General features: G+C 74.1%; 7 protein-coding genes and 1 pseudogene. 4 read left to right on the top strand and 4 right to left on the bottom strand.

Annotation, left to right across the window (positions count from 1 at the left end):
* Together AB0J39_RS36385 and AB0J39_RS36380 are read right to left on the bottom strand one after the other, a co-directional pair.
* Nucleotides 1-185: pseudogene (locus tag AB0J39_RS36385) on the bottom strand (hypothetical protein); the annotation flags it as partial.
* A gap of 80 nt (nt 186-265) precedes the next feature.
* On the bottom strand, nt 266-1126 hold the full coding sequence (locus AB0J39_RS36380; RefSeq protein ID WP_363473203.1) for a PD-(D/E)XK nuclease family protein: 861 nt from the start codon (nt 1124-1126) through the stop codon (nt 266-268).
* 160 nt (nt 1127-1286) lie between these two features.
* Between AB0J39_RS36380 and AB0J39_RS36375 the strand changes: the two genes are divergently transcribed.
* Both AB0J39_RS36375 and AB0J39_RS36370 read left to right on the top strand, forming a co-directional pair.
* Nucleotides 1287-2417: a site-2 protease family protein gene (locus tag AB0J39_RS36375; RefSeq protein WP_363473201.1), complete on the top strand. Its 1131-nt coding sequence runs from the start codon at nt 1287-1289 to the stop codon at nt 2415-2417.
* Between the two features lie 201 nt (nt 2418-2618).
* The gene (locus AB0J39_RS36370) at nt 2619-4124 is read left to right on the top strand and encodes an FHA domain-containing protein (RefSeq protein ID WP_363473200.1); all 1506 of its coding nucleotides are present in this window, start codon (nt 2619-2621) and stop codon (nt 4122-4124) included.
* 43 nt (nt 4125-4167) lie between these two features.
* Here the strand turns inward: AB0J39_RS36370 and AB0J39_RS36365 are convergent, their stop codons facing one another.
* Nucleotides 4168-4758 carry a TetR/AcrR family transcriptional regulator gene (locus AB0J39_RS36365; RefSeq protein WP_363473198.1) on the bottom strand — a complete coding sequence of 197 codons (591 nt, stop codon included), beginning with the start codon at nt 4756-4758 and terminating at the stop codon, nt 4168-4170.
* A gap of 53 nt (nt 4759-4811) precedes the next feature.
* Between AB0J39_RS36365 and AB0J39_RS36360 the strand changes: the two genes are divergently transcribed.
* Entirely contained in the window at nt 4812-5732 is a 921-nt protein-coding gene (locus AB0J39_RS36360) for a PfkB family carbohydrate kinase (RefSeq protein ID WP_363473196.1), read from the top strand.
* Nucleotides 5733-5778: 46 nt separating this feature from the next.
* The gene (locus tag AB0J39_RS36355) at nt 5779-7002 is read left to right on the top strand and encodes an aminotransferase class III-fold pyridoxal phosphate-dependent enzyme (protein ID WP_363473194.1); all 1224 of its coding nucleotides are present in this window, start codon (nt 5779-5781) and stop codon (nt 7000-7002) included.
* 125 nt (nt 7003-7127) lie between these two features.
* Here the strand turns inward: AB0J39_RS36355 and AB0J39_RS36350 are convergent.
* Nucleotides 7128-7928 (bottom strand): GNAT family protein (locus AB0J39_RS36350; RefSeq protein ID WP_363473191.1); only part of this gene is annotated, 801 nt, incomplete at its 5' end.

Here is a 7928-nt window from a genome sequence, read left to right as displayed (position 1 = left end):
GCCGCCGCCAGGATCAGGTTCAGCGCGTCCGCCGGGCGCGGCGGGACGGACCGCAGCCAACCGGCATCCCCCGCCGTCAGGATCCACCACAGGGACGCGGTCGTCAGCACCACCGCGAGAATCGAGTCGGAGACCGGGGGATGGGCCCGAAGCCAGGACCGCGTACTGCCGGGGGTGGTGCGCACGTACCAAATCTAGGCGGTCACCGCCCGCGTCCACCCTGCCCGGGACGGATATGCGCCTCCTCCCCGCGGATGAGCCCGGGTCACAGCTCGTCGCTGGCCGACCTTCTGCTGACGCGGGCGGACAGCCCGGGCTCGCGGTCGGGGACGGGCGGCGGCGTGCCGCCGAACTCCGGGCACAGCGCCTGGTGGTCGCACCAGTCGCACAGCCGCGAGCGGCGGGCGCGCCACTCCTTGGTGCGCACGGCGCGCTCGATGGCCGTCCACAGCGCCTCGACCTTGCGCTCGGTCGCCCGCAGGTCCGCCTCGTCCGGGACGTAGCGGACGATCTCGCCGTTCCCCAGGTACATGAGCTGGAGCATCCGGGGGACCTGGCCGCTGCGCCGCCACAGCGCGAGCGCGTAGAACTTCATCTGGAACAGCGCCTTGGCCTCCCACTCGCGCCCCGGCGCCGTGCCCGTCTTGTAGTCCACGACCCGCACCTCGCCGGTCGGGGCCACGTCGAGACGGTCGATGTAGCCGCGCAGCAGCAGCCCGCTTTCGAGCACGACCTCGACGTACATCTCCCGCTCGGCGGGCTCCAGCCGCCGGGGGTCCTCCAGCGTGAAGTAACGCTCGACCATGCCGCGCGCCTGCGTCAGCCAGGCGTCCCGCTCGCCGTCGTCCTCGAACAGCCCCGCGTAGTCGGGCTCCTCGGACAGCAGCCGCCGCCACTGGGGTTCGAGCAGATCCTGCGCGGCGGCGACCGTCCGCGCCTCCGCGGGCAGGTCGTAGAGCCGCTCCAGCACCGCGTGAACGAGCGTGCCCCTGACCGCGGCGGCCGAGGGCCGCTCGGGGAGCTGGTCGATCACCCTGAACCGGTAGAGCAGGGGGCAGGTCATGAAGTCACCGGCCCGGGAGGGGGAAAGCGCCCCGATGACGGCGCGCTCTTCGGCGAGGGTCATGCCCGAACTGTAGGACACCGGGCCGACAGAACGCGCCCGCCTCGCCCCCCGCCCGCCCCGCGTGGCCGATCACACGGTGCGCGACGGGCGGGCGAGCTCTTAGGCTGATCTCACGCTCCGGCACGTAGCATCGAGGGGCGCGGGAGGGGAAGGCGGCCACATGAGCACACCTGTCAAGGAGTCCAGCGGACTGCGGATGGGACGGCCGTTCGGCATCCCCGTCTACGTCTCGCCCACCTGGCTCATCGTGGCGGCGTTCATCACGATCAGCTTCCAGCCGCAGTTCGCCGACATGCTGCCGGGCTTCAGCGAGACCGCGGCGTACGCCGTCGCGCTGGCCTTCGCCGTCCTGCTGTACGTCTCCGTGCTGCTGCACGAGCTGGCGCACTGCGTCGTGGCCAAGCACTACGGCCTGCCGGTGCGCCGGATCACCCTCTACATGCTCGGCGGCGTCTCGGAGATCGAGCGCGAGCCCGAGACGGCGGGCCGGGAGTTCGCCGTCGCCTTCGCCGGGCCGCTGCTGTCGCTGGGGCTGGCCGGGATCGGGGCCCTGGCGGAGGCGTTCGTCGTGCCGCCGGGCGGCCTGGCGCAGGTGCTCGTCTGGCAGCTGTGGCTGTCCAACCTCATCGTCGGTCTGTTCAACCTGCTGCCGGGGCTGCCGCTCGACGGCGGCCGGATGCTGCGGGCCGCCGTGTGGAAGGTCAGGCGCGACTCGGGCACGGGCACGCTGGTCGCCGCGTGGGTCGGCCGGGGCGTGGCGGTGGCGGTGGTCGTGGTGCCGCTCCTGATGAACCTGATGGCCGGTCAGGAGCCCGGTATCGGCAGCATGCTCTGGACCGTGGTGCTGGCGTCGTTCATCTGGTTCGGCGCGTCCCAGTCGCTGCGGGTGGCCCGTGTGCGGGCCCGGCTGCCGCAGTTGCGGGCCCGGGCGCTGGCCCGCCGGGCGATCCCGGTCACCGCCGAGGTGCCGCTGTCGGAGGGTCTGCGCCGGGCCCAGGAGGCGGGGGCCGGGGCCATGGTGGTGGTCGACCACGACGGGCGGCCGGTCGGCATCGTCAACGAGGCCGCGGTCAACGCCACTCCCGAGCACCGCAGGCCGTGGGTGAACGTCGGCGCCCTGTCGCGCTCCCTGGAGCCCTCGCTCGTGCTCGGCGCCGACCTGGAGGGGGAGTCCCTGCTCGACGCCATGCGGGACACCCCGGCGCCGGAGTACCTGCTCGTCGAGCGGGGCGGGGAGATATTCGGCGTGCTCGCCACCGCCGACGTCAACCGCATGTTCACCGGTGTGTGAGCGCGGCCCGGGGGACGGCCTCCCCGCCGGGGACCGGGTGCTGATCGAAGCCGGGTCCGGGCATGGTCCGGTCGTTCGTCGCGTGCTCCCGCAGGCCGGTTCGCCGTTCTTTTTTGCTACTTTCTGGGGTGATCGATCCGGCACATGGCGTGCCGGCGATGGTGCCGGTCATCCGGTGGCGTTTCCGGAGGGAGAACTTCTGTGACGGAACAGGGCGTGGGGGTGGTCCGCCCGCTGCCGGGGGAGGGCGTGGTCGCCCATCTGAACGGTTTGCTGCTCGTGTGCGCCACCGGCGGCGACCAGCCGGTCGAGGACCTGCTCGGCGCGCTGAGCGAGACCGCCACGACGGGCGGCGACGGCCGGGCGCTGGCCCGGCGGGTGGCCCAGGTCCTCGCGCGCGCCATGGACAGGTCCATCGGCGGGGAGCCGGTGGCCTGCGCGGTCGCCGGACCCGCGGGGGGCGGTGTGGCCGTGCTGGTCAGCGGGGCCGCGTACGCCAGCGTGTCGGGCTCGGACGGCGAGGTCCGCCTCGCCGGGCACGACGCGCTGACCTGGACCGACCGTCTCGTCAACGGCCCGGTGTCCCGGGTCGAGCTGCGCCTGCCCGGAGCGGGCCCGTCGAGCCCGTACGCCCGGCTGGACGGCGGCGTGGTCACCGGAGCCGGTCTGGAGTGCGACTTCGCCCAGCACGGCGATCTCGCCTTCCCGCCGCTGCCCCCGCGCCCGCCGCAGCACCATGGGCAGCCGCAGGGGCAGCAGCAGGGCGTCCAGCCGCCGCCCATCGGGGCTCCCGAGCCGATCACCCCGCGCGGGCCCGTAGTGCCGTCGTCCGTGCCGTCGTCCGTGCCGCCGCCGCCCGCGTCGCCGTTCTCCTCGGGTCCGCTGCCCGGCGCGGGGCCGTCGGCCGAGCAGGCGCCGCCGGGATCGTCCCAGCCGCTCGCGCCGCCGCCCGCCCAGCCGCCGTCCCATGTCTCCCAGCCGCTGCCGCCGTTGCCGCCCGCCCTCCCCGATTCCGGGCCGGCGCATCACTCCGGGCCGCAGCCGATGCCCCCGCTGCCCGAGCCCGCCGAGGACCGGGGCGGGCCGCACGACCTCGACTTCGGCGGACCGCATGACTTCGGCGGGCCGGACGGTCCGCCGAGCGGGCCGTTCGAGCCGGCGCCGCACGCGCCCGCCGACGAGGACCAGGGCGAGCCGACCCAGATGGACTCGACGCCCGAGCCGGAGCCGCGGCCGATGGTCTACGGCGTCGACTGCAAGAACGACCATTTCAACGATCCGCGTGCGCCGTACTGCGCGGTCTGCGGCGTCCCCATCGACCAGCGGGCCGTGGTGCCGTACAAGGGGCCCCGGCCGCTGCTCGGGGTGCTGCTGCTCGACGACGGCATGGCGCTGCCGCTGGAGGCCGACTACCTGCTGGGCCGCGACCCCGAGCGCGCGCCCGAGGTGCAGTCGGGCGAGGCCAGGCCGGCCAGGGTCACCAGCCCCGACGGCTCGGTGTCGCGCCGTCACCTGCGGGTCTTCCTGGACAACTGGGACGTCAACCTGCTCGACCTGGGCTCGGTGAACGGCACCCAGATCCAGCCGCCCGGCGACCCCAACTTCTACGACATCCCGCCGAACGAGCCGGTGCCGATCCTGCCCGGCACGACCGTGCGCGTCGGCGTCTCGCGCACGATGCGGTACGAGCCCCACCGCAACGCCTGATCCGTGAGACCCGCCGGGGGCCTGACCGGCTCCCGGCGGCGGGTCAGGCGCGCAGGCGCTCGATCTCGCCCGTGATGAGCCGTTCCAGCCGCTCGCCGGTGACGTGCGACGGATAGAGCAGCCGGTGCACGCTCAGCCCGTCCACAAGCGCGAGCAGCCGCTCCGCTACGTCCTCCAGGTCCTCGTCCGTGCGGATCTCACCGGCCTCGGCGGCGGACCTGAGCAGGCTCGTCACCAGATAGCGGAGCTCGGCGGCCTCGCGCCGCTGGACATCGAGCAGCGCGGGGCTGGTCAGGCTGCGCCCCCAGAAGCCCACCTCCAGGCCGGTCTCCCCGGCCCGCTCCTCGTCCAGCGGCACGTTGTCGAGCAGCAACTCCCGCAGCGCCGCCAGGCCGGTGCGGCCCGACAGCTTCTCCCGCAGCCGGTCGGCGATCCGGCGGTGGGACGCCTCGAGCGCCGACAGCAGGATCTCGTCCTTGTCGGCGAAGTAGTGCGTGAGCACGCCGTTGGAGTATCCGGCCTCCTTGGCGATGGCCCGCGTGGTCGCGGCCTCGATGCCCTCGCGCAGGATGACGCGGCGGGCCGCCGCGACGACCTCGCCCCTGCGCTCCTCGTGATTGACGATCTTCGGCATGGGTCCACCACCTCGGTTGACATTTTAGTCGGGCGCCCGTCTATTATCCGCTCATGACGGTAGTGACGGTCGGCGTGCATATCGTCGACGTCCTGGCCCGCCCGGTCGAGTCCATCCCGGCCGGTCAGGACACCCACCTGCTGGAGCAGATCCGCATCACCGCGGCCGGCGCCGCCGCGGGCACGGCCGTGGCGCTGGCGAAGATCGGCGTGCCGGTCGCCTCCATGGGCGCCGTCGGCGACGACGAGCTCGGCGACTTCCTCCTGATGATCATGGCGCGGCACGGTGTCGACGTGGACGGCGTGGTGCGCAGGGCGGGGGAGCAGACGGCGGCCTCGATCCTGCCCATCCGGCCCGACGGCGGCCGGCCCTCCTTCCACGTGCCCGGGGCCAACCTGGGGCTGGCGACCGCCGACCTCGACGCCGGCCGGCTGACCGGCGCGAAGGTGGTGCACCTCGGCGGCATGGACGTCACCTGGGGCCTGCACGACCCCGCCTTCTACGCGCTGCTCGACAAGGCCCGCGAGGGTGGCACGGCCGTCACGCTGGACCTGCTGTCGAACATGCCCGACCTCATGCCCGGCGTCCGCGCGTTCCTGCCCCACGTCGACTACCTCCTGCCGAACGAGGAGCAGGCGCTCATGCTCAGCGGCGCGCCGACGCCGGAGGAGGCCGCCGCCGCGCTGCTCGCCGAGGGCCCGAAGGGCGTGATCGTCACCCTGGGGGCCGCGGGCAGCCTCGTCGCCACCCCCGGCGGAGTCACCCGTGTGCCCGCCCTGGACGTGCCGGTGGTCGACACCACGGGCTGCGGCGACGCGTACTGCGCCGGCTTCGCCGCCGGACTGCTGCGCGGCGAGGACGTCCTCGCCGCCGCCCGCCTCGGCACGGCCGTGGCCGCGCGGGTCGCCGGCGGGCTCGGCTCCGACGCGGGCCTGGACGGCTTCGTCCCCGGCGACCCCGCCCCGGACGCCTGACCCAGGCTCCACCTCCCCGATCCCCCCGAGCTCAGGAGTGCCGCCCATGTCCGTCGACGCATCCCTGCGGGCCCGTGCCGCCAAGGTCATCCCCGGCGGCATGTACGGCCACCTCAACGCGGCCCTGCACGGGGACCGCTACCCCCAGTTCTTCGTCCGCGCCGAGGGCGCCCGGCAGTGGGACGCCGACGGCCGCGAGTACGTCGACCTGATGTGCAGCTGGGGCCCCATGATCGTCGGCCACCGCAACCCGAAGGTGGAGGCCGCCGCCGCGGCCCAGCAGGCGGGAGGCGACTGCCTGAACGGTCCGGGCCCGGTCATGGTGGAGCTCGCCGAGCTCCTGGTGGACCTGATCCCCTCGGCCGACTGGGCCATGTTCTCCAAGAACGGCACCGACGCCACCACCCAGGCCCTGATGGTGGCCAGGGCGGCGACGGGCCGGACCAAGGCGCTGGTCGCCCACGGCGCCTACCACGGCGCCGACCCCTGGTGCACGCCCGGCCTGTCCGGGGTCACAACCAACCAGCGGGCGGACACGGTCGAGTTCACCTACAACGACCTCGCGAGCGCCGAGGCCGCCGCGGCCCAGGCGGACGGCGACGTCGCCGCCATCCTGGTCACGCCGTTCAAGCACGACTCGTTCGAGGACCAGGAGCCCGCCGACGCGGAGTTCGCCCGGGGCGTACGGGCACTGGCCGACCGTCTCGGCGCGGCCCTGGTCATCGACGACGTACGCGCCGGGTGGCGGCTGGACCTGCGCGGCTCGTGGGAGCCGTTCGGTGTGCGCCCCGACCTGACGGCCTGGAGCAAGGCGATGGCCAACGGTTTCCCCATCGCGGCGGTCACCGGGACCGACGCGCTGCGGGGGGCGGCCCAGACGCTGTACTCGACCGGCTCCTTCTGGTTCTCCGCCACGGCCATGGCCGCCGCCAAGGCGACGATCGAGATCCTGCGCGAGATCGACGGCCCCGCGCTCATGCACCGGGCCGGGACCCGGCTGCGGGAGGGGCTCGCCGCCCAGGCGGCGGCGCACGGCTTCGTGGTCCGCCAGACCGGCCCGGTGCAGGTGCCGTGGCTGTCCTTCGACGGCGACGACACCCTGGAGAAGGGCATCGCCTGGGCCGGGGCCTGCCTGGAGGAGGGGGTCTACCTCCATCCCTGGCACAACTGGTTCCTGTCGGCCGCGCACACCGACGAGGAGATCGACCGGGCCCTGCAGGGCACCGACGCCGCCTTCGCCAAGCTGAGGGCCGCGTACGGCGCCGACTGAGGGCGCGGCCGGCGCAGGCGTGGCCGGAACGCCCATCCGGGCGTGCCGTGCCGCGGACGGCCCGCGCTCGGGCACCGGGTTCCGGGCGGTGTCCGAGCGCGGGAGGTCCGTTCCGCCCGGAAACCTCAGGGGCGTGTCCTGGCCCACTGGACGTCGTCCAGGCGGGTGCCTCCCGGTCCGGGCAGCAGCCCTCTGACGAGGTGCTCCCTGGTGAATCCCGCCCGTTCCAGCACCCGGTGTGAGCCCGTGTTGTCCGGCGTGGTCCCGGCGACGATCCGCCTCAGCGGCGTGTTCGCGAACGCCCACTCCACCAGCAGGTTCACCGCCCGCGTCACCATGCCCCTGCCGCGATACTCCGGACGGAGGCTGTAGCCGAGCATCGCCTGGCCCAGCGGCGGGACCACGCCGGTGAGCTGGATGTCCCCGGCGAACTCGCCGGTGCGGGCGTCCCTGATGGCGATGTCGGCCCGCTGGCCGGTCAGCCACCGGTGCCCGGCGTACCGGCAGACGACCTCGCTCCCGGCGTACGACGGCTCCACCGGCGGCACGTGCGAGTCCCGCACGTCGGGCACGGACGCCAGCGCGAAGTAGTCGGCGGTGTCCTCGGTGGTGAGCGGCGTGAGCCGGACGACGCCGTCGTCAAGCGAGCCGCCGGGGAACCCCCCGGGGAAGAACGGCAGGAAGGGCGTGATCGGGTCGCCCGGGTCGGAGGCGAGCCGTCCGAACACCGCCAGATCGGCGCGGGCCTCCCCGCGGACCGAGCCGGCCGCGCGCAGCACGCCTTCGTGGGTGAACCCGCAGCGCTGGGCGACCTGCTGGCTCGGAATGTTGTCGACCTCGGCGATCAGCCCGATGCGGGGGACGCCCCGGGGAAGAACGGCAGGAAGGGCGTGATCGGGTCGCCCGGGTCGGAGGCGAGCCGTCCG

It is taken from the genome of Microbispora sp. NPDC049633 (genome assembly GCF_040675265.1).
Lineage (GTDB): Bacteria > Actinomycetota > Actinomycetes > Streptosporangiales > Streptosporangiaceae > Microbispora > Microbispora maris.
The sequence above is the reverse complement of the archived record's forward strand: the minus strand, read 5'-3'. Positions and strand labels throughout refer to the sequence as shown.

Excerpts from the sequence above, each read along its gene's own strand:
- AB0J39_RS36380 (WP_363473203.1), bottom strand. The coding sequence starts at position 1,126 with ATGACCCTCGCCGAAGAGCGCGCCGTCATCGGGGCGCTTTCCCCCTCC.
- AB0J39_RS36375 (WP_363473201.1), top strand. The coding sequence starts at position 1,287 with ATGAGCACACCTGTCAAGGAGTCCAGCGGACTGCGGATGGGACGGCCG.
- AB0J39_RS36360 (WP_363473196.1), top strand. The coding sequence starts at position 4,812 with ATGACGGTAGTGACGGTCGGCGTGCATATCGTCGACGTCCTGGCCCGC.
- AB0J39_RS36355 (WP_363473194.1), top strand. The coding sequence starts at position 5,779 with ATGTCCGTCGACGCATCCCTGCGGGCCCGTGCCGCCAAGGTCATCCCC.
- AB0J39_RS36365 (WP_363473198.1), bottom strand. The coding sequence starts at position 4,758 with ATGCCGAAGATCGTCAATCACGAGGAGCGCAGGGGCGAGGTCGTCGCG.